This is a genomic window from Streptomyces sp. NRRL S-1813 (genome assembly GCF_000719605.1).
In the GTDB taxonomy this organism is placed as follows: domain Bacteria; phylum Actinomycetota; class Actinomycetes; order Streptomycetales; family Streptomycetaceae; genus Streptomyces; species Streptomyces decoyicus.
The window spans coordinates 105,623-124,901 of sequence record NZ_JOHB01000020.1; the positions used below are offsets into that span (position 1 = coordinate 105,623).

Sequence of the window (19,279 nt, forward strand, 5' to 3'; positions counted from 1 at the left end):
CCACCCGACACGAAAGTTCTCCGTCATGTCAGAGACCACTGGTGCCAGCTACGCGAGCGCGGGCGTCGACATCGAAGCCGGCGACCGCGCCGTGGACCTGATGAAGGAGTGGGTGAAGAAGGCCACCCGCCCCGAGGTCGTCGGCGGCCTGGGCGGTTTCGCCGGCCTCTTCGACGCCTCCGCCCTCAAGCGGTACGAGCGCCCGCTGCTCGCCTCCGCGACCGACGGCGTCGGCACGAAGGTCGACATCGCCCGCAAGATGGGCGTCTACGACAGCATCGGCCACGACCTCGTCGGCATGGTCGTCGACGACCTGGTCGTCTGCGGCGCCGAGCCGCTGTTCATGACCGACTACATCTGCGTCGGCAAGGTCTACCCGGAGCGGGTCGCCGCGATCGTCAAGGGCATCGCCGAGGGCTGTGTGCTGGCCGGCTGCGCGCTGGTCGGCGGCGAGACCGCGGAGCACCCGGGGCTGCTGGGCGCGGACGAGTTCGATGTCGCCGGTGCCGGCACCGGCGTCGTCGAGGCGGACCGGGTACTGGGCGCGGATCGTATCCGTACGGGCGACGCGGTGATCGCCATGGCGTCCTCCGGGCTTCACTCGAACGGGTACTCGCTGGTCCGCCATGTGCTGTTCGACCGCGCGGGATTCGCCCTGGACCGGGACATCCCGGAGTTCGGCCGCTCGCTCGGCGAGGAGCTCCTGGAGCCCACCAAGATCTACTCGCTGGACTGCCTGGCGCTGACCCGTACGACCGAGGTGCACGCCTTCTCGCACATCACCGGCGGCGGCCTGGCCAACAACCTCGCCCGGGTGATCCCGGACGGCCTGCACGCCACCGTCGACCGCGCCACCTGGACGCCGGGCCCGGTCTTCGACCTGGTCGGTTCGGCCGGCTCGGTCGAGCGCCGGGAGCTGGAGAAGACCCTCAACATGGGCGTCGGCATGATCGCCGTCGTCCCGCAGGAGTCGGTGGAGGTCGCCCTGACCACGCTGGCCGACCGGGGTGTGGACGCCTGGGTCAGCGGCGAGATCGTCGGGCGCGGTGACCACGCAGAGGCAGTGACCCTGACCGGTGACTACGCGAGCTGAGCGGACGGGCGCCTTCCATCGCCCCGCGCGGGACATGGGTGGGGGGCGCCCCCGGCGTCGGCTGGGGGCGTGCCCCACTCTCCGGCAGCCCCCGAGGCGGCCATCGCACGGGCGCAGTCGCCGGTGCGCCCATCGCCCGCCCCATGGTCATCTGGGCAGCACAGAACCCGGTCCGGGCGATGCCCAGGACCGGGTCCGTGATGCTGTTATGGGTGCCGCGAGCGCACAGAGCGGTCAAGCGCGACGACGCTGCTGGGACGAGTCGCCCTCGTCCTCTTCTTCGTCGTCGCTGTTGTACAGATCTGCGTACCGTGCGTACGGGTCGTCGTCCTCGTCCTCCTCGAACGGCTCTGCGTTCGGAGGCTGCTGGTTCGACGGTGATGCACCCAGCTCGTCGGCCAGTCGTGAGAGATCCGTCCCACCGCTGCTGTACTTCAGCTGGCGGGCGACCTTCGTCTGCTTGGCCTTGGCCCGGCCGCGCCCCATGGGTCGACCCCCTCAATGACGGGGCTCGATGGCCCCAGAGTCTTGACACGCGTTCATGGATCAGAGCGGGCTCTCGACAGAGAGACCGGCCCGTAGGGCTTTAACGGTACCTGCTTCCGCGGCCATACGGTACGTCGCCCGCATCACCCGCCGCTCGGCACGACCTGCAAGGTGCCCCGTCCCCGCTGGTCAACTGCGATTTTAACCTGTCCCGCACGGCGACCCGCCGACGGGTGGTGAGGGATGTCTCCCTGACCACCCGTGGCGGGCCGCGCAAGGCTGTGTTTCCGGCCGACGAGACCGGTTTTCGGGCCCGGGTCAGGCGTGCCGCGCCTCCGCCATACGCTGCTCGGCAAGGCGGTCGGCGGCCGCGGCGGGCGGAATGCCGTCGGCCTTCGCACGAGCGAATATCGCCAGTGTGGTGTCGAAGATCTTCGTCGCCTTGGTCTTGCAGCGGTCGAAGTCAAAGCCGTGCAGCTCATCGGCCACCTGGATGACACCGCCGGCGTTCACGACATAGTCGGGGGCGTAGAGGATGCCGCGGTCGGACAGCTCCTTCTCGACGCCGGGGTGGTCGAGCTGGTTGTTGGCCGCACCGCACACCACCTTCGCGGTCAGCACCGGCAACGACTCGTCACTCAGCGCACCGCCCAGCGCGCACGGCGCATAGACGTCCAGGCCTTTGGTGCGGATCAGCGCTTCGGTATCTGCGACGGCCGTGACCTGCGGGTACTTGGTGCGGACCCGCGCCACCGAGTCGGCCCGGACATCCGTGATCACGACCTCGGCGCCGTCCTGGAGGAGGTGCTCGACGAGGAGGTGGCCGACCTTGCCGACGCCCGCGATGCCCACCTTGCGGCCCCGCAGCGTCGGATCACCCCAGGCGTGCTGGGCCGAGGCGCGCATGCCCTGGAAGACGCCGTAGGCGGTCAGGACGGAGGAGTCGCCGGCGCCGCCGTTCTCGGGGGAGCGGCCGGTGGTCCACTTGTTCGTACGGGAGACCACATCCATGTCGGCGACGTACGTACCGACATCGCAGGCGGTGACGTAGCGGCCGCCCAGGGAGGACACGAACCGGCCGTAGGCGAGCAGGAGTTCCTCGGTCTTGATCAGATCCGGGTCACCGATGATCACGGCCTTGCCGCCACCGTGGTCCAGCCCGGCGAGGGCGTTCTTGTAGGACATGCCGCGCGCCAGATTCAGGGCGTCCAGCACGGCCTCCTCCTCGGAGGCGTAGGCGTGGAAGCGGGTGCCGCCGAGGGCGGGGCCCAGGGCGGTGCTGTGGATGGCGATCACGGCCTTGAGGCCGCTGGCGCGGTCCTGGCAGAGAACGACCTGCTCATGCCCCCCCTGCTCCGATCGGAACAGGGTGTGCAGAACGCCGCCGTCGGTGCCGGCGTGGGCCGGACGTACGTCAGTCACTGTGGTGACTCCCATAAGTCGCGAAGGACGCCCTCCTACGGGTGGGGAGGGCCGGTTGAAAAGAGCGTAAGACCTGCGGGGCCGGTTGATCGGCCGGGTGCCCGGGATCACCCTCTCCCGGGGGACGGGCATGGGACGATCTGGTCGTATCGCAGGCCGGCGGGGCCCTCGGGGCCACTCGGCGGTGGACTTCCCCTTTGAAGGAGCGGGCGTGGCCCTGGCGTCGTCGGTGAAGGTCCCGTACATGGCATATCTACGGGTCTACGAGCCGCTGGCTGCGTTCCCCGAGCCGGAACGCTCCCATTGGGCGCGCTATGCCAAACGGGAGGACACCCCCACCGCCCAGGACGAGCAGCGCCGGGCGCTGGCCGATCTGCTGGCGACCCCGCCGGTCCCGGTGCCGGTCCACGAGAGCGCGGACGCCTTCATCGCCGTCGTGAACGAGGTGACCTGCGTCTGTCCGTGGCGCACCCGGCTGCGCGGCTGGCAGGCCCTGGAGGCGCTGGACGAACTGCTGCCGGCGTCGGTGCTGGATGCGGCGCTGCCCCCGGTGGTGCGCCTCCAGGCGGCCGGCGACTACGAGCAGTGGCGGGAGCGCAACCCGGACGCCCGGCCCTGGATCCGCGGGGCGGCCTGGCATGTCCCGGTCCGCTGGTTCGTGCTGTTCGACGACGACGAGCGGGAGTACACGAAGAGTGACCAGGAGCCGGTGCTGCGTTACCGGACGCCCATGGTGCAGGCGCGACGGCGGGTCGCGCGGGGGCTGCGCACGCTGCGGGACGCCCTGGAAGAGGGGCCGCTGATCGACGGCCTGGTAGATGTGGGGCGCTGGCTCGAGGAATTCCATCCGCGTTCGCTCGTGGAGCTGGATTACGGAGGGCTGGTGCACGCGGTGCCCGAGGGGCAGCTCGCCGAGGACCGCTCCGCCGCCGAGGTGGCGGAGGGACTGGCGGCGCTGCGCGACGGGGACGGCGAGCGGGCCGGCGTCGCGTACGAGAAACTTTCCGAGCGGTGGCGTGCGGTGCGTGAGCGGCAGTTCTCCAGCTGAACGGCGGCGCGTGCCAGGGGTTCGCGGCGCGGAAGTGCCGTGTCCGCTTTTCGCTGGTCGGGCGGCAAGGGACGTAGGTCCTGATCCGGGCGAATGCCTCGAGCGTGACCTAAAGCACTGACTTCGGGTCTTGCTCTCAAGCCATACCCTCGTGCCAAAATAGGACAAGGAGCCCGACGTGGGCTCCTTCCGTCCAACTAAGGGCGGATAGATCGGTATTGCGCTCCTTGAGGGGTCTCGTGGCGGCTGATCACGTTGTGACTGATCGTCACGGACGGGTGACTGTCCGCTATGGCACGGTCCATCGGCTTCCGCCGAGGTTGAACACCTGAGAGGGCAATTCCATCGGTTTGGCCGACGAGGCTGGACGGATGGTGTAGTTGTAGTGCCGAGGACAAGCCGTTCGTCCTATAACCGACTCGGCCCGCGTCCGCCATTTCGGGCAACGTGGGTCAAGGTGCAGAATTTAGAGGAAAGAACCGTGATGGTTCGGTTCTCCCGAGGAGGCCGCTCATGACCGCTCGCACCCCTGACGCCGAGCCGCTGCTTACCCCTGCCGAGGTCGCCACGATGTTCCGCGTGGACCCGAAGACGGTGACCCGCTGGGCCAAGGCAGGCAAGCTCACGTCCATCCGCACGCTCGGAGGACACCGGCGTTACCGCGAGGCTGAGGTCCGCGCACTGCTCGCGGGTATCCCGCAGCAGCGCAGCGAGGCCTGAATAACCGCATAACCAGGTCGTTTTCGGGGCCCCCAACCCGAAAATGCCTGCTTTGTACCCCTAGCTCGACCTGCTCCACCACGCTTGACACAGCTTCATACGACGCGGCGTCTGCCCCAACAGGCCCCACACCCGCTCCATCTGGGTACGTCATCGATCGCGCTGGACTCCGCCGGGTCCAGCGCGATTTTTTTGTGTGCGCCCGCTTCAGGGCCCTTCCGGGCGGCCGGGTCGGCACGGGCGCCGACGCCACCCCGGACGCCGGTCAGGGTGCCTTCACGGCTCCTGTGAGGGTGTTTGTGCGCGGACCCTGCGGGCTCGTTACTGAGCCGTTCACAGGTGGTGCAATTGCACATATTAAATTGACCGGTTGTATGGGGGGTGTAAGTTCCACATCTCGCCGAACTTGTTCGGTGACACCCGTCACACTACGCGGCGCTTGAAGACGATACGTCCGCTGCGGTAGAGAACTTCCCTCCGCCACGCCCAACAGCCTGCCACCGGACGGCGGGTGGCATATGCGTCCAAGGTCACCGGGTCACGGGACTTTCGTCCTCGGCCGCCGACGGCTCGGAGACGCCCGAAGGCGGGGTCGGGGCGGACGTGGCCGCCGGAGGCCCGGAGCGGGCTGTGTGCGGCTCCATGGCGAGCCGCAGCAGTCGATGGCAGACAGGGCAGTGCCGTGTCAGATGGCGATAGCCCGTGGCTGCCGACAGATGGGCCCGCAGCAGCGCCCTGGTCTCGTGCCGTACCGCAGTCGTCATTCCGCATACCTCCCCGGCCCCACATCGTCCTCAGTGAGTACCGGCGGTGCGTGCCGCCGTCAATACAGCGGGGCGCAAACCGGCTACGCACCGCATTCGGAGGGGGCGGATGTGGACAGGGGTGCGACCCGCGTCTGTCGGGGCCGCGGACGGAGGGCAGCGGCGCGGCGGACGGAGGGCAGCGGCGCGGCCCGCACCGTTTCGCGATACGGGCCGTACGGGCGGGGCCTGACGGGATGTGCGGTGCCCGAGGGGCGGCCGCGCGGTCGGTGCGGCCCGTTGCGGACAGCAGTACGGCCCGCATCCGGAGAGGATGCGGGCCGTAGAAATGCGGTCCTGACGGGATTTGAACCCGCGGCCTCCACCTTGACAGGGTGGCGAGCACTCCAAACTGCTCCACAGGACCTTGCGTTTCGCTTTCCGCTTGCGGCGGGCTGCGAAGCAAGACTCTACAGCAGGTCAGGGGGTGCGGTCGAACTCGGTACCGGCGGCCCTGATTCCTACGGCGCGGCGGCGTCCACGGCCTTCACGATGCGCTTGTCCGAGACCGGGTACGCGGTCCCCAGAGCGTGCGCGAAGTAGCTCACCCGGAGCTCCTCGATCATCCAGCGGACCTCCAGCGCCGCGGCCGGCACCGGGCGGCCCTGCGGGAACTGCTCCAGCAGCCAGGCGTATTCGTCCTGCATCTCCTTCACCTTCGCCATACGGGTGCGGTCCCGCTCGGCGTGGGTGGGCAGCTGCTGGAGCCGGCGGTCGGCGGCCACCAGATAGCGCATCAGGTCCGGTAGCCGCTTGGCGCCGTGCGCCGTCACGAAGCCCGGCTTGATCAACGCCGCCAGCTGCTCCTTGATGTCCGTGAGGGACGGCAGCAGCGAGGGGAACGTCGTCTCCTTCAGCCGGCGCTCGCACGCCTGCCAGGCGGCCAGCACCTCCTGGACCTGCTGGATGGTCTTGAGCGTGACGTCCACCAGATCGGCGCGGACCGCGTCGAACAGCTTCCGGAAGGACTCCTCGTCCCAGGCCGGGCCGCCCCGGGCCGCGATCAGGCGGTCGGCGGCGGCGGTCACACAGTCCTCGAAGAGCGCCGTGATGGAGCCGTGCGGATTACGGGACAGCGCCAGCTTGTGCTGGTTGCTCAGCTTGCCCTGCGCGAACTTGGCCGGATTGGACGGGATGTTGAGCAGGATGAGCCGGCGGGTGCCCGCCCACATCGCCGTGAGCTGCTCGGCCTCGGTGTCGAACAGGCGCACGGCGACGCTGCTGCCCTCGTCGACCAGCGCCGGGTACGCCTTCAGCGGCTGGCCGGCACGCCGGGTCTCGAAGGTGCGCGGCAGCGTGCCGATCGTCCAGGACGTCAGCCCGGTCCGCTGCTCCGGGCCGGCCGGCGCCGGTCCGGAGCCCGCGCCGCCCTTGCGGTCCCCGGCGGGCCGCTCGGCGGCCTGCTCGAAGGCCTTGGAGATGGCCGCCCTGGTCTTCGGCTTGAGCTCCAGCTGGAGCGCCTCCAGGTCCTTGTCCTCGGCGAGCTTGCGGCGGCGCTCGTCGACGACCCGGAAGGTGATCTTGAGGTGGTCCGGGATCTTGCCCGGCTCAAAGTCCGCTGCGTCGACCGGTACGCCCACCATCCGCTGCAATCCCGCGGCCAGAGACGTCGTCAGGGTGCCCTGGAGAGGGGCCGTGGAGTCCAGGAAGCGGGCGGCGAAGTTCGGTGCCGGGACGTAGTTGCGCCGGATCGGCTTGGGAAGCGACCGGATCAGCTCCGTCACCAGCTGCTCGCGCAGGCCCGGGATCTGCCAGTCGAAGCCCTCGGAGGAGACCTGGTTGAGGACCTGGAGGGGGATGTGGACGGTCACGCCGTCCGCGTCCGCGCCCGGCTCGAACTGGTAGGTGACCTTGAACTTCAGCTTTCCCTGCCGCCAGGAATCCGGGTAGTCGTCCTTCGTGACGGCCTCGGCGGATTCGTTGATGAGCATCGAGTGCTCGAAGTTCAGCAGCTCCGGCTCTTCCCGGTGCTGCTTCTTCCACCAGGCGTCGAAGTGCGCGCCGGAGACCACATCGGCCGGAATGCGCTGGTCGTAGAAGTCGAAGAGCGTCTCGTCGTCCACGAGAATGTCGCGGCGCCGGGCGCGGTGCTCCAACTCCTCGACCTCGCCGAGGAGTTTGCGGTTGTCATGGAAGAACTGGTGGTGGGTGCGCCAGTCGCCCTCGACCAGGGCGTTGCGGATGAACAGATCCCGCGAGGTCTCCGGGTCGATACGGCCGTAGGCGATCTTGCGCTGGGCGACGATCGGGACGCCGTAGAGCGTCACCCGCTCGTACGCCATCACCGCGGCCATCTTCTGTTCCCAGTGCGGCTCGCTGTATGTCCGCTTGACCAGGTGCTGGGCGAGCGGCTCGATCCACTCCGGCTCGATCTTCGCATTCACCCGCGCCCACAGCCGGGACGTCTCGACCAGCTCGGCGGACATCACCCAGCGCGGCGGCTTCTTGAAGAGCGCGGAGCCGGGGAACACCGCGAACTTGGCGCTGCGGGCGCCGAGATATTCGTTCTTGGCGTCCGTGTCCTTGATGCCGATGTGAGAGAGCAAACCGGAAAGCAGGGAGGTATGGATGTGGTCGGGGGCCGCATCCTCCTCGCTGAGGTGAATGCCCATGGTCTTGGCGACCGAACGCAGCTGGGAGTAGATGTCCTGCCACTCACGTATCCGGAGATAGTTCAGGAATTCACTCCGGCACATGCGGCGGAAGGCGGAGGAGGACAGCTCCTTCTGCTGCTCGCGGATATAGCGCCAGAGGTTGAGGAAGGCAAGGAAGTCGGAGGTCTCGTCCTTGAACCGGGCGTGCTGCTGGTCGGCCTGCTGCTGCTTGTCGGCGGGCCGCTCGCGCGGGTCCTGGATGGACAGCGCCGCCGCGATGACCATGACCTCGCGGACACAGCCGTTGCGGTCCGCCTCCAGCACCATCCGCGCCAGCCGTGGGTCTACCGGCAGCTGGGAGAGCTTGCGGCCGAGCGGGGTCAGGCGCTTTTTGGGGTCCTTCTGCTTGCTGTCGAGCGCGCCGAGCTCGCTCAACAGGTCGACGCCGTCCTTGATGTTGCGGCGGTCCGGCGGGTCGATGAACGGGAACTTCTCGATGTCGCCCAGGCCGGCCGCGGTCATCTGGAGGATGACGGAGGCGAGGTTCGTCCGGAGGATCTCCGCGTCCGTGAACTCGGGACGGGAGAGGAAGTCGTCCTCGGAGTAGAGGCGGATGCAGATGCCGTCACTGGTACGGCCGCACCGGCCCTTGCGCTGATTGGCGCTGGCCTGCGAGACCGGCTCGATGGGCAGCCGCTGGACCTTGGTGCGATAGCTGTAGCGGGAGATACGGGCCATGCCCGGGTCGATGACGTACCGGATGCCCGGGACGGTCAGCGAGGTCTCGGCGACGTTCGTGGCCAGCACGATCCGTCTGCCCGTATGCCGCTGGAAGACGCGGTGCTGCTCGGCGTGCGACAGCCGCGCGTACAGGGGGAGGACCTCGGTGAACGGCAGGGCTTTCTTGTTGAGCGCGTCCGCGGTGTCGCGGATCTCCCGCTCGCCGGAGAGGAAGACCAGGATGTCGCCGGGCCCCTCGGACTGGAGCTCGTCCACGGCGTCGCAGATCGCGGTGATCTGGTCGCGGTCCCCCTCCAGATTGTTCGCAGCCTGGCCGCCCTCCTCCAGCAGCGGGCGATAGCGCACCTCCACCGGATACGTACGGCCGGAGACCTCGACGACCGGCGCGGTCGGCTTCGCCGCGTCGTCGCTCCCGGAGGCGTCCGGGGCAGCCGGGGAACCGGCGCGGCTCGGCGCCGCCCCTACGGACGCGAAGCTGCCGAAGTGCCGCGCGAACCGCTCCGGGTCGATGGTCGCCGAGGTGATGACGACCTTGAGGTCCGGGCGCCGGGGCAGCAGCTGGGCCAGATAGCCGAGGATGAAGTCGATGTTGAGGCTGCGCTCGTGGGCCTCGTCGATGATGATCGTGTCGTACTGGCGCAGCTCGCGGTCCGTCTGGATCTCGGCGAGCAGGATGCCGTCCGTCATCAGTTTGACGAGGGTGTCGCCGCCGACCTGGTCCGTGAACCGGACCTTCCAGCCGACCGCCTCGCCCAGCGGGGTCTTGAGCTCCTCGGCCACCCGCTCGGCGACCGTACGGGCCGCGATCCGGCGGGGCTGGGTGTGCCCGATCAGGCCCCGGATGCCGCGGCCGAGCTCCAGACAGATCTTGGGGATCTGCGTCGTCTTGCCGGAGCCGGTCTCACCGGCGACGATCACGACCTGGTGGTCGCGGATCGCGGCGAGGATATCGTCCTTCTTCTGGCTGACCGGAAGCTCTTCCGGATACCTGATCTCGGGCACCGCGGCGCGCCGCTGGGCGACCCGCAGCTCGGCTTCGTCGATGCCGTCGGAGATCTCGGCGAGGACGGCCGCCCGGGCTTCGGGCTTACGGATCCGGCGCGCGCCGTCGAGCCGGCGTCCCAGCCGCTGCTGATCGCGCAGCATCAGCTCGGGCAGCCGCTCCAGCAGCGCGTGGAGGGTGGGAGCAGGGATGCCCGGCAGGGCGGGAGCAGTGCCGTCGGGCAGGGCGGAGGCAGGCTGACTGGACATACGTCCCCCAGGATCTCACCTCACGTAATCGACTGGCGAACCATTTGCCCGCACGGCCGGATCACGGACATCTGGGAGGCCGCACACGGGGTATCTGCCCGGGTATGCCCGGCATTGCTGTTTTAGCGTGTCCCTATGGCTGATCACCGCGGCCCCTCGGGCGATTCGGGTCCGCCCGGCGAACCCGCCCGGCACGGCGCACACGGCAGGCCGCGGACCGTGGCGGAGAAGTGGGCGGACTTCAAGGCGTCGCCCCACTTCCCCGCGGTCGTGCTGGTCTTCATCGTCGCCGCGGCGGCCGGCCTCTTCGCCGGCTCGTACACGTACGCCATGGCCAATCCGACCCCGCGGTCCATCCCGACCGCCGTGGTCGGCTCGCCCGCCGTCCCGCAGGTGAAGGCGTTCACCCTGGGGATGGAGAAGGCGCTGAAGGCCTCGCTGCAGGTGACCCGGTACGCCACGTACGGCCAGGCCCGGCGGGCCGTCGACGAGCAGGAGGAGTTCGCGATCCTGGGCGCCCGCGGCAAGAGCGTGGAGCTGGACGTGTCCGGCGCCTCGGGTGCCACGGTGGCGCAGCTGCTGGCCGAGTCGGGCGCGAAGGTCGGCAGGGCGATCGGCGTGGACGTCCGGATCCGGGACATCAAGCCGCTGCAAATGGGTGACCCGCGCGGCCTGGCGCTGTTCTACATCTCGCTCGCCGCGGTGATCATCGGCTTCGTCGGGGCGATCCAGCTCAGCGTGCACGCCAAGGCCCTGGAACCGGCCGAGCGGATCGCCTTCACCGTGGTCTATGCGCTGCTCGGAGGCTTCTGCATCGCGGCGGTCGTCGACTGGTGGCTGGGTGCGCTGCGGCTGCCGTTCGTGGAGTCCTGGCTGATCCTGGCGCTGACGATGTTCACGTCCGGGATGGTCTTCACGATGTTCAACGCCCTCATGGGGCGCTGGGCGATGATCCCCACCTGGGGACTGATGGTGCTGCTGGGCAATCCCTCCTCGGGCGGCGCGGTCTCCTGGCCGCTGCTGCCGTCCGGCCTCGGCCACATCGGCCGCTGGCTGCCCCCGGGCGGTTCGGTCAACGCCCAGCACACCGCGGTCTACTTCGGCGGTCACCAGCACGCCTTCCCCTTCCTGGTACTGGCCGGCTGGCTGGTGGTCTCGTGCACGGTCTTCTGGATCCTGCGGCACCGCCACCCGGGTGGCCGGGAGACGGCTCCGGCCCCTGCCGCGGACGCCTGAGCCGGCAGCCGCAGGAAAGCGCGACGCCGAAAATGGGATTACGGCGCCTTGGTACGTACGCGAGGATGGCCGTATGGACAAGGGATTACGACGAATGGCGGGCGTCGCAGTGATGGCCGCAGGTATCGCGTTCGCCGCCTGGCTGGTCTTCGGCGCGCCGCACGACTGGGACGGCGATGTGCGGCTGGTGCGGATGGCCATGGGCCTCGCGGCAACGGGAGTGATCAGCGGTGGTGCCCGGCTGATCTTCTGGCAGCCGAAGAGCGAGAGCGCCGAAACCGCCGACGTCGCATAGCAACGAAGAGGGCCCCGATTCGATGAATCGGGGCCCTCTTCCAAAGGGTGTGGCTGGGGCCGGGGTCGAACCGGCGACCTATCGCTTTTCAGGCGATCGCTCGTACCAACTGAGCTACCCAGCCGCAGCGGTCCTGACGGGATTTGAACCCGCGGCCTCCACCTTGACAGGGTGGCGAGCACTCCAAACTGCTCCACAGGACCTTGCATTGTGCGAAAGCGGCGTGAACCAGTCTCGCACACGGTGATGCGTGCCCCCAACGGGATTCGAACCCGTGCTACCGCCTTGAAAGGGCGGCGTCCTGGGCCACTAGACGATGAGGGCTGGTGGCCACCTTGGCGTCGTTACCGGCGCCGTCGGGGACGTGAGAAGCATATGGGATGGGAGGACGGTTCGCCAAAACGGTTTACCGGGGGCCGTCGGAAGGGCTCCCGGACGGGTGCGAAGGAGGGCCGGACGGTGGGCCGGACGAGTGAGGGGAGCCGGACGGCGCGGGCGTGGCGCCGGGTTGGTTCTCGCGGGGGAGGTGGCGGCTGACCTCGGCCCGGGACAGGCCCAGTCCGCCGAGGGTGATCTCGTCCCACGCCTGGAGCCGTCTCGTCGTGCGGTCCAGATAGAGCACGGACGCCTCGACCGGTGCGGGCTTCTTGTTCTGCACCGCCCGCAGCCCGCCGCCGCCCGTGGAGCCCTCGACCATCAGCCGGGTGCCCTGGGGGAGCAGGGTGTTCTCGCGGTGGTGGATATGGCCGGCCAGCGCCAGCGGGGCCAGTCCGTCCGCTTCGGTCACCGCGGTGGGGTTGTGGGCCAGCGCGATGTCGGCCGGGGTGCCGGCCAGCCGCTGGGTGCGCAGCGAGTCGGCGAGCCGGCCGCCGGCGGTGCGCTCGGCGGGTTCGCCGGCTGCCACCACGGAGCGGTCCGGGGTGAACTGCGGGTCGCCGACGCCCGCGATGCGCACTCCGGCGACCTGAGCGACCGTGCCGTGGTCGAGGACGGTGACGTGGGCGCGGCGGGTCAGGTACTTCTGCGTGCTGCGCGAGTCGTGGTTGCCGCGCACCCAGACGTACGGGGCGCCGAGGGTGGAGACCGGGTCCAGGAAGTGGTTCTCGGCGGCCGAGCCGTGGTCCATGGTGTCGCCGGTGTCGATGATCACGTTGATCCGGTACTGCTCCACCAGGGAGGCGATGATCCGCCAGCTGCCCGGGTTGAGGTGGATGTCGGAGACGTGCAGCACCCGGATGGTGGTGGGGTCCGGCTGGTACACCGGCAGCGTCGAGGTGGCGTCGTAGAGCTTGGTGACATTGGTGACCAGGCGCGCCAACTCCTTCTGGTAGACGTGGAATTCGCTGACGATGTTGCGGGCGTTGCCGACCACGGACGGGGCCGAGGAGAGCAGTCCGGAGAACTTCGGCTCCAGTACGGACTTGGGGTTCCACGTGGCGTACGCGGTGCCCGCGGAGGCGGCGAGCAGGGCGAGCGCCAGCCCGCCGGCGCCCAGCGCGCGGCGCGGGCGGCGGTAGACGGCCAGCCCCAGCGCGGTCGCGCCGGACGCCACGGCGACACAGGAGTGCAGCGCCAGCCCCAGCGTGCCGCGGGTGACGTCATGGGTGACCTCGGCCTGGAGGCCGGCGAATCTCTCGGGGTGGTCGACCAGCGCCTGGGAGCGGACCGGGTCCAGCCGGTCGACATCGACATCGAGCCGTACGGGCGCGTAGTGGCTGCTCAGTTCCAGGTCGCCGAGCGGCGGGACATTGATCGTCGTGCCGCCGGTCAGTGAGGGGCGCAGCGCCATGCTGGTGTCCATGGGGCCGACGGGGACGTGGACGCGGCCGATGAGGAGCAGCCCCAGCCAGGCACCCAGGGCGGCGACGGCTATCAGGCCGAGCGAACGGGCCAGGGGGTGCGGCGGCTCGATGAGGGTCGCAGTGGGGGCCGTACGGCGGGAGCGGTAGGTGCGGCGGACAGTCGCGGGCGGCGCGGGTACGCCGTCGAACCAGGTACGGAGCAGCCGGTGCAGCGGGTGGTGCGGTGGGTCGGGGTTCGGTGTCCGGGAGCGCGCGGCGCGGGCCATTGGTCCCGTATGCCCTGCCATGGCTGCCGTTAAGCGGGGAGTGGCGGCTTCCGGTTGGGGTGCGGAGTGACGGGCGGGCCGCGACGATCAGTGGTGGGGCCGGGTGGCGGAGAATGGTGGTGTGCTGGAAATGACGCGCGAGGAGTTCGAGGAACTGGTCGCCGAGGCGCTGGACCGGATCCCGCCGGAACTGACCCGGCTGATGGACAACGTGGCGGTGTTCGTCGAGGACGAGCCGCCGGCCGACGACCCCGAGCTGCTGGGGCTGTACGAGGGGACGCCGCTGACCGACCGTGGGGAGTGGTACGCGGGCGTGCTGCCGGACCGGATCACCGTCTACCGGGGGCCGACGCTGCGGATGTGCGACACGCGTGAGGACGTGGTCGCGGAGACCGAAGTGACGGTCGTTCATGAGATCGCGCACCACTTCGGGATCGACGACGAGCGGCTGCACGCGCTCGGCTACGGCTAGAGCGGCCTTGGGGCGGGCTCGAACGGTGGGCTCCCATCGGCCGGGTCTTCCGGGCCGGCCCTACGGGGGCGGGTCCGGCGGGCCGGTGCTGCGGGGCGGCGTGCGTCCGGGCCCGGTCCGAAGGCGCGGCCGGCGCGATCGGCCGGGCCCCGTGCGTGTCCTCAGGTGGGGAGCGGGAGTTGGGCAGGGCGTCCGTGCCGCTGTCCCTGCGCTCCGGATCCGGAGGTCCCGCCGTGCGCCCGAGCCCTTACGACCACTCGCCCCTGACGCCGACACCGTCCCCGTCGTCGTCCGTCACCCCCGCCCCCTCGTCGCGCCCGCCGACGAGCCGGATGCGCTCCCGGGCCACCGCCGCGGCGGTGGCCGTCTCCGCGCTGGCCGCGTCGCTGGCCGGCTGTATGAGCGTGAGCGACGCGGAGAAACCGAGACCCTCGGGCCGTGCCGCGCAGCATGACGGGAAGGACGGGCCGGGCCCCGGCGGGGTGACCGCGGACGGCCGTGGCACCGGCCCGCGGCGGATGGGTCACAAGGGTGCCGGGAAACCGGCCGGCGGCGACGACAAGGCGAAGAAGTCGTCCGGGAGCGCGGAACCGACGCCGTCCGAGCCCGGTGTGCCGTCCCACCCCGTGCAGCCGTCGGGTCCCGAGCCGGGCACGGGCGGGGCCCATGGCGGCTCCGACGGCCAGGGCGGGCGCCCCGGGCACCCGAAGCCGTCGCCGTCGCACCCCGATCACCCCGCCACCCCGCCGGCCTCGCCCCCGCCCAGTACGCCCACCGCCGCGCCGACCCCGCCGCCGAGCAGCGCCCCGCCGCCGCCGAGCTCGCAGGCCTCCGGACCGTCCCCCGTGGCGCCGATGTCGTCGCAGCCGGACCTCTACGAGGAAGGGGCGTAGGGGGGACACAGCGGAAGGGACACACGGGCGCGTGGCGTTGTCCGGGCAGGGGGCTACAGGGGGCGGAAGGCCGGGGCCGGAAGGTCATTTGCCATCCGGGGGGCGGAGTGCGTATGGTGGTAGATCGTTTGATCCCATTTGCCCGGCGCCAGAAAAGAAGCGCGCCGCGTGGCGCGTTCTCTCCCTTGCCGTGGCTGACCGCATAGAGGCGGTCGTGTGAAACACACGGAGTTTGGGCGCGTGCCGAGACTCCGGAAGGTTTCGCATTTCGCATGTCCATTTCCACTGAGCAGTCCGTCATGCCCGCATCCGACGAGCAGACGGCCCCCGAGGTGACGGCGGCCGACGAGTCGCCCGAGACCCCCGCGGCGGAAGCCGCCACCGACACCGTCACCTTCGCCGACCTCGGACTGCCCGAGGGCGTCGTCCGCAAGCTCGCGCAGAACGGCGTCACCACCCCCTTCCCGATCCAGGCCGCGACCATCCCGGACGCGCTGGCCGGCAAGGACATCCTCGGCCGTGGCCGCACCGGCTCCGGCAAGACGCTCTCCTTCGGTCTGCCGACCCTGGCCCAGCTCGCCGGCGGCAGCACCGAGAAGAAGAAGCCCCGCGCGATCATCCTCACCCCGACCCGTGAGCTCGCGATGCAGGTCGCGGACGCGCTCCAGCCCTACGGCGACGTGCTCGGCCTGAAGATGAAGGTCGTCTGCGGCGGTACGTCCATGGGCAACCAGATCTACGCCCTGGAGCGCGGCGTCGACGTCCTCGTCGCCACCCCGGGCCGGCTGCGCGACATCATCAACCGTGGCGCCTGCTCCCTGGAGAACGTCCAGGTCGCGGTCCTCGACGAGGCCGACCAGATGTCCGACCTGGGCTTCCTGCCCGAGGTCACCGAGCTGCTCGACCAGATCCCCGGCGGCGGCCAGCGGATGCTCTTCTCCGCCACCATGGAGAACGAGATCGGCACCCTGGTCAAGCGTTACCTGACCAACCCGGTCACCCACGAGGTCGACAGCGCCCAGGGCAACGTCACGACCATGACGCACCACGTCCTCGTCGTGAAGCCGAAGGACAAGGCGCCGGTCACCGCCGCCATCGCCGCCCGCAAGGGCCGCACCATCATCTTCGTCCGGACGCAGCTGGGCGCCGACCGCATCGCCGAGCAGCTCGTCGAGTCCGGTGTGAAGGCCGACGCGCTGCACGGCGGCATGACGCAGGGCGCGCGGACCCGGGTGCTCGCGGACTTCAAGGACGGCTACGTCAACGCGCTGGTCGCCACCGACGTCGCCGCCCGCGGTATCCACGTCGACGGCATCGACCTGGTCCTGAACGTCGACCCGGCCGGTGACCACAAGGACTACCTGCACCGCTCGGGCCGTACCGCCCGCGCCGGCCAGTCCGGCACCGTCGTCTCGCTGTCGCTGCCGCACCAGCGCCGCCAGATCTTCCGCCTGATGGAGGACGCGGGCGTGGACGCCTCGCGCCACATCGTCGGCGGCGCCGGTGCCTTCGACGACGACGTCGCCCAGATCACCGGTGCGCGTTCGCTCACCGAGGTTCAGGCCGACGGTGCCAACAACTCCGCCAAGCAGGCTGAGCGCGAGGTGGCCGAGCTCACCCGCGAGCTGGAGCGCCTGCAGCGCCGCGCCACCGAGCTGCGCGAGGAGGCCGACCGGCTGACCGCCCGTGCCGCCCGTGAGCGTGGCGAGGACCCGGCCGAGGCGCTTGCCGCCGCGGCCGTCACCGCCGAGGCCGAGGCCGCCGCCGAGGCCGCCGTACCGGCCCAGGCCGGTGGGCCGGACGAGCGCCGCGACGACCGGGGCAACTTCGAGCGCCGCGACCGTCGTGACGACCGCTCGGGTGGCCGTTCTTTCGACCGTGACCGTCGCGATGACCGTTCCGGTGGTGGCTTCAACCGCGACCGTCGTGACGACCGTTCCGGTGGGCGTTCCTCCGACCGTCGTGACGACCGCTCGGGTGGCCGTTCCTTCGACCGTGACCGTCGCGATGACCGTTCCGGTGGTGGCTTCAACCGCGACCGCCGCGATGACCGTTCCGGTGGGCGTTCCTTCGACCGTCGCGATGACCGTTCCGGTGGTGGCTTCAACCGCGACCGTCGTGACGACCGTTCCGGTGGGCGTTCCTTCGACCGCCGTGACGACCGTTCCGGTGGTGGCTTCAACCGCGACCGTGGCGACCGTCCGAGCCGTCCGTTCAACCGTGACGACCGTTCCGCCGGCCGTCCGGCCTCCGGTGGCTACCGCTCCGGTGGCGGCGACCGTCCGTTCAACCGTGACGACCGTTCCGCTGGCCGTCCGGCCTCCGGCGGCCACCGCTCCGGCGGCGACCGTCCGTACGGCCGCCGTGACGACCACCGTGGCGCCACGACCGGTTCCTTCGGCCGCCGTGACGACAAGCCCCGTTGGAAGCGCAACGGCTGATCATCCAGGCTGACCGCAGGGCCCGTACGCACTCAAGTGGCGTACGGGCCCTGCGTGTTGAGCGGGGCGCCGACCCCGTGGAGGTCCCCCGAAGGGGCCTGTGACACCCTTCGGGACAGCCTGATCCCTAATGCCTTCGGGCTGTGGCACGTCCTCGGGCTATGCTGCTCGGTGCGGGCCATTAGCTCAATTGGCAGAGCAGTGGACTTTTAATCCATTGGTTCAGGGTTCGAGCCCCTGATGGCCCACCAGAAGTGGACGGGAGAACCGTCCGGCCTGCTGAGCAGGACCCGAAGGGCCCGGACCGTATGCGGTCCGGGCCCTTCGCGCTGCCCGGGCCGTGAGCGGCCGCCAAGTGGGCCTGAGGAGGGCAATCTTGTGCTGCGGTCTGCGGTCTGCTGCCCTGGCCTGCCCCGTGACCCGTCCGGCCCCTGAGGATTCGCCGCCCGGTGCCGTACCGGAAACGCTGGGGACATCGACGCGGCCGCCACCACGGTGCTCGTACGGACGGGCGGGAGCGGGAAGAGGCCGGTGCGGATGCTCCAGGACGAAGCGCCCTCCAGGGACGAGGGGGAGCGGCGGGTGCGCCGCGGCCGGCGGGGCCCGTCCGGCCGCTCCCTGACGCGCAGGCTCCCCGTCCTTCTGATCGTCTGCGGCCTCGCCCTCGGCATCGGGATGCCGGCCGGCTACACCGCCGCCCCCTTCTTCTGCGCCGCCCCGCTGGTCGCCGCCTCGCTCTCCTCCCTGCGTACGACCGCCGTCACGGCCCTGGCCGCCGTGCTCGGTGAGATCTGGGCCGTCACCTACCGCGGCGCCGCACCGGGCTACGGCGAGTCGCTGGCGGAGACCGCCATGGTCTTCGTCATCGCGCTGCTGGCCCTCGGCATCAACCGGGTCGTGCGGAGGAGCGATGCCCACCTGGCGTCCGTACGGGACATCTCGGAGGCCGCCCAGCGCGCCGTACTGCCCACACCGCCCGAACAGCTCGCCGGCCTCGCCGTCGCCGCCCGCTACGTGGGCGCGCGGGCGGATGCCCGGATCGGCGGCGACCTCTACGCGGTGCAGGACACCCCGCACGGCGTACGGCTGATCGTCGGCGACGTACGGGGCAAGGGGCTGGAGGCGGTGGAGGCCGCGGTGATCGTCATCGGGGCCTTCCGTGAGGCGGCGGAACAGGAGACGACCCTGGAGGCGGTGGCGGGCCGGCTGGAGCGGGCGCTGCAACGGGAGGGCGGGCGGCGTGCGGGGCTCGACCAGTTCGAGGGGTTCACCACTGCCGTCCTGGCCGAGATCCCCGCCAACGGGCAGTCCGTACTGCGCGTGCTCAACCGTGGCCACCCGTCTCCGCTGCTGCTCACCCCGGACGGCGGTCTGCACGAGCTGGTTCCCGCGGCGCCGGCGCTGCCCCTGGGGATGGGCGAGGTGGCGAGCTGGCCGGACCGGTCGGACGAGACGTTCTTCCCGGCCGGCGCCCTGCTGCTCTTCTTCACCGACGGGGTGACCGAGGCCCGCGATCTGCTGGGCCGCTTCTACACCCCGTCGAGCAGACTGCGCGGCCGCCGTTTCACGGGCCCGGACGACCTGCTGGAGACCCTCGTCGAGGACGTCGCCCGGCATACGGGCGGTGCGCCGGCCGACGACATGGCCTTGTTGGCGGTGCAGCGGCCGATGGGGGCGTAGCGACCGGGGATGGGGGCGTAGGGAGGCGTTGCGGGG

14 protein-coding genes and 5 tRNA genes are annotated in these 19,279 nt (G+C 70.4%); 10 read left to right on the top strand and 9 right to left on the bottom strand.

Annotation, left to right across the window (positions count from 1 at the left end):
• Nucleotides 1–25 precede the first annotated feature (25 nt).
• A complete protein-coding gene (gene purM, locus IF67_RS0125180; RefSeq protein ID WP_030989310.1) occupies nt 26–1,093 on the top strand; it encodes a phosphoribosylformylglycinamidine cyclo-ligase in 1,068 nt (355 codons plus the stop codon).
• 234 nt (nt 1,094–1,327) lie between these two features.
• Here purM and IF67_RS0125185 read toward each other — a convergent pair whose 3' ends face one another.
• Together IF67_RS0125185 and IF67_RS0125190 are read right to left on the bottom strand one after the other, a co-directional pair.
• Entirely contained in the window at nt 1,328–1,579 is a 252-nt protein-coding gene (locus tag IF67_RS0125185; RefSeq protein WP_030989312.1) for a DUF3073 domain-containing protein, read from the bottom strand.
• 318 nt (nt 1,580–1,897) lie between these two features.
• Nucleotides 1,898–3,016, bottom strand: coding sequence for a Leu/Phe/Val dehydrogenase (locus IF67_RS0125190; protein ID WP_030989313.1), 1,119 nt, complete (start codon nt 3,014–3,016; stop codon nt 1,898–1,900).
• Nucleotides 3,017–3,212: 196 nt separating this feature from the next.
• On the opposite strand from IF67_RS0125190, the gene IF67_RS0125195 reads away from it, so the two are divergent.
• Complete coding sequence (locus IF67_RS0125195) at nt 3,213–4,049, top strand: hypothetical protein (protein ID WP_030989314.1); 837 nt, start codon at nt 3,213–3,215, stop codon at nt 4,047–4,049.
• A gap of 513 nt (nt 4,050–4,562) precedes the next feature.
• Complete coding sequence (bldC, locus tag IF67_RS0125200) at nt 4,563–4,769, top strand: developmental transcriptional regulator BldC (protein WP_003949541.1); 207 nt, start codon at nt 4,563–4,565, stop codon at nt 4,767–4,769.
• Between the two features lie 530 nt (nt 4,770–5,299).
• Here the strand turns inward: bldC and IF67_RS42005 are convergent.
• From IF67_RS42005 to hrpA, 3 genes are all read right to left on the bottom strand, one after another.
• Nucleotides 5,300–5,533 carry a DUF6274 family protein gene (locus IF67_RS42005; RefSeq protein WP_078889617.1) on the bottom strand — a complete coding sequence of 78 codons (234 nt, stop codon included), beginning with the start codon at nt 5,531–5,533 and terminating at the stop codon, nt 5,300–5,302.
• A gap of 331 nt (nt 5,534–5,864) precedes the next feature.
• Nucleotides 5,865–5,939 (bottom strand) — tRNA-Asp (locus IF67_RS0125205).
• A 94-nt stretch (nt 5,940–6,033) separates the two neighbouring features.
• Entirely contained in the window at nt 6,034–10,158 is a 4,125-nt protein-coding gene (hrpA, locus tag IF67_RS0125210; RefSeq protein WP_051818570.1) for an ATP-dependent RNA helicase HrpA, read from the bottom strand.
• Nucleotides 10,159–10,293: 135 nt separating this feature from the next.
• On the opposite strand from hrpA, the gene IF67_RS0125215 reads away from it, so the two are divergent.
• Nucleotides 10,294–11,394, top strand: a complete 1,101-nt coding sequence (locus IF67_RS0125215) for a membrane protein (protein WP_030989317.1) — start codon at nt 10,294–10,296, stop codon at nt 11,392–11,394.
• A 94-nt stretch (nt 11,395–11,488) separates the two neighbouring features.
• A complete protein-coding gene (locus tag IF67_RS0125220) occupies nt 11,489–11,689 on the top strand; it encodes a hypothetical protein (protein ID WP_030989318.1) in 201 nt (66 codons plus the stop codon).
• A gap of 50 nt (nt 11,690–11,739) precedes the next feature.
• Here the strand turns inward: IF67_RS0125220 and IF67_RS0125225 are convergent.
• The 4 genes from IF67_RS0125225 to IF67_RS0125240 form a co-directional block, all read right to left on the bottom strand.
• Nucleotides 11,740–11,813 (bottom strand) — tRNA-Phe (locus IF67_RS0125225).
• Nucleotides 11,814–11,817: 4 nt separating this feature from the next.
• A tRNA-Asp gene (locus IF67_RS0125230) sits at nt 11,818–11,892 on the bottom strand.
• Nucleotides 11,893–11,940: 48 nt separating this feature from the next.
• Nucleotides 11,941–12,013 (bottom strand) — tRNA-Glu (locus tag IF67_RS0125235).
• 82 nt (nt 12,014–12,095) lie between these two features.
• Entirely contained in the window at nt 12,096–13,757 is a 1,662-nt protein-coding gene (locus tag IF67_RS0125240) for a metallophosphoesterase family protein (protein ID WP_030989319.1), read from the bottom strand.
• A gap of 121 nt (nt 13,758–13,878) precedes the next feature.
• Between IF67_RS0125240 and IF67_RS0125245 the strand changes: the two genes are divergently transcribed.
• The 5 genes from IF67_RS0125245 (at nt 13,879) to IF67_RS0125265 (ending at nt 19,243) form a co-directional block, all read left to right on the top strand.
• Nucleotides 13,879–14,229, top strand: coding sequence for a metallopeptidase family protein (locus IF67_RS0125245; RefSeq protein WP_030989320.1), 351 nt, complete (start codon nt 13,879–13,881; stop codon nt 14,227–14,229).
• 233 nt (nt 14,230–14,462) lie between these two features.
• A complete protein-coding gene (locus IF67_RS0125250) occupies nt 14,463–15,122 on the top strand; it encodes a hypothetical protein (RefSeq protein WP_234341319.1) in 660 nt (219 codons plus the stop codon).
• 272 nt (nt 15,123–15,394) lie between these two features.
• The gene (locus tag IF67_RS0125255) at nt 15,395–17,563 is read left to right on the top strand and encodes a DEAD/DEAH box helicase (RefSeq protein ID WP_030989322.1); all 2,169 of its coding nucleotides are present in this window, start codon (nt 15,395–15,397) and stop codon (nt 17,561–17,563) included.
• A gap of 175 nt (nt 17,564–17,738) precedes the next feature.
• Nucleotides 17,739–17,814: transfer RNA gene (locus IF67_RS0125260), tRNA-Lys, on the top strand.
• 286 nt (nt 17,815–18,100) lie between these two features.
• Nucleotides 18,101–19,243: a PP2C family protein-serine/threonine phosphatase gene (locus tag IF67_RS0125265; RefSeq protein WP_030989324.1), complete on the top strand. Its 1,143-nt coding sequence runs from the start codon at nt 18,101–18,103 to the stop codon at nt 19,241–19,243.
• Nucleotides 19,244–19,279: the final 36 nt, after the last annotated feature.